Genomic DNA, 2,181 nt, shown 5'->3' with positions numbered 1-2,181 from the left:
CACTCCCCCAAGCCCAACTACGCCCACGCCACCTCGAACTCCTCGCCACCCTCATCGGCGACACCGACACCGACATCCAGAACAGCAACGGCAACGGCAACAACGGCAACGGCAACGGCAACGGCAACTGGAAGCAAGCCCGCAACACCAGCACCTCATCCGCCCGCAGCCACACCTGGATCGACCCCATCTCCCAACCCCTCGGACCGGAAGACGACAACACCAACCGACCTGACACCGACACGGTCGCCGCCCGCATGCTCCCGATACCACGCGGCCTCCGACAGGACTCCGACGACTCCGACGCAGCCGACTCGGACGACACCGACTGGGACACATCCGACCCGCCCCTGGCCGGCCCGCCCACGACGGGCTTTCCTCCGCCCGTTACCGCGCCGACACCGGTCTACGTTCCGCCGGCGCCCGTGCAGCCCGGCAACCCGGCGGATCCCGAGGGCAGTCAGGATGGCCAGGACAGTCAGCGGGGCGCGTCCCCGCCGGCACCGACCGCGCTCTCGCCCGACGCACTGCCGACAGGCCCCTTTACCGCGGCGACGCTCTGGTCGAATGCTCCGGCGCTGCCTGACTTCAGCGTGATCACCCTGGGGAACGGCAAGACCTATCCCATGGTCTATCCGGACGACGGGGCGATCTCCGAATGGCCAGACCTGTACGAGGGCGTGAACGCCTACGACCGGCAGCTGATGACGACTCATCAGTATCTGTCACTCATAGTGCAGCGGGCCGAGAGCATCGTCGCCGACGCGAATGCCTCCGGGATCGAGAAGAAGGCCGCGGAGCGACTGCTGGAGACGAACTCCCTGCTGGAGACGGACGGGTGGCTTCCGGAGTACCGCACCGAGTTCCTGCGGATGCAGATGCTGCTCGGCGAGGGCGACCTGTTGGACGGCCTGCCGGCACGGCTGGAATCGGGCGCGGGCCCGGTGTGGGCGCTGACCGACCCCACCGACAACTCTCCGTCGACGCAGCGCCCGGTGGGCGGATCCCTGCGCGGTGAGCACGGCGTGTCCTCCCGTTTCCACGCCTGGGTGAACGACAACGGCGGGGACAGCGACTGGCTGGCCGATTGGTCCCTCGGCCAGTCCGGTGGTTCCATCCATTCCAGTTCGCAGTACTTCAAGGTGATGGTCAGCCACTTCCGGCCTCCGCTGGACAGCGAGGGCTATCACATGTCCCGGCTCGACGAGCAGAGCAGCCTCGTACGCAGCGACAGCTGGCAGGACGAGCACGGAAGAGACTTCCCGGTGACCGGCTTCGGCCCCACGTACGTCCGGAGCATGGCGGCGCAACACGCCTTCACCTACGAGATGTTGCGTCGGGTGCAGATCCCGAACGTCGACGCTGCACGGGGGGTCGTACAGCTCATCCGTCTGGAGGAGCGAAGCCTGCTCGGGCAGTACAACGAGACCATGCCTCCGGTGGGCGGCCAGCTCCACATGAAGCGGGGTCCGGCGGAGTCGTACAGCCTTCTGGAGCCGTACAAGGACCCCACGGACACGGACAGTCACGCGCTCGGACCCTTCTGGGTGACCTCCCAAGAGGTGCCTCTGCACCGCGTGTTCGGCACCTACCTTCAGAGCCGGGCGGTCCCCAAGGGGGAGAAGTGGTCGGAGCACACGCTCTTCCTGCGTGAGGACGAGAACGAGTTCCTCGCACTGGGCGAAGGCGCACCCATCACCTACCACGGCACCAACACCCCACCCGTCCTGCCCCCCACACCCACCCCGCCCCAGACCGTCTCCGCCCGAGCACCCCGGCCCGGAACGCGAACGGTCGGACAGTCACCACAGCGGGACACCGCGACAGCATCGACCGACGAACCGTCGAGCACCGACGATCCATTGAGCGAGAGGGAGATCGCGGCCCGGGCACGCCTGCACGCTGCGGAGTCGGCCCTGGAAGCCGCCGGCCTGCGCGCCGACGACCTCCAGCAAAGGATCGACACCGCCACCGATCCGCAGGAAGAAGCCTCTCTGCGAGCAGAGTGGGAGAGACATACAGCAGTCCTCGCCGACGCCCTCCACGAAGTCGACTTCGCACTCACGGAGACGCGGCCCACTCCCCTCGACGCCGGGCCTGTCACGCGACCCCGGATGCGGCTGGACCGCACCCCCCGCTTCACCGTTCCCTCCCGCTTCGACGTCCGCCGCATCCGACACG

Annotated in this window: 1 pseudogene; it reads left to right on the top strand. The window is 67.9% G+C overall.

Annotated features, from left to right (window positions below):
* A pseudogene (locus ACFWEP_RS34210) lies at positions 1 to 2,181 on the top strand (hypothetical protein); the annotation flags it as partial.

This window comes from Streptomyces sp. NPDC060198 (assembly GCF_042728415.1).
Classification (GTDB): Bacteria; Actinomycetota; Actinomycetes; order Streptomycetales; family Streptomycetaceae; genus Streptomyces.
Note: the sequence above shows the minus strand (reverse complement) of the source record. Positions and strands in the feature narration are given on the sequence as shown.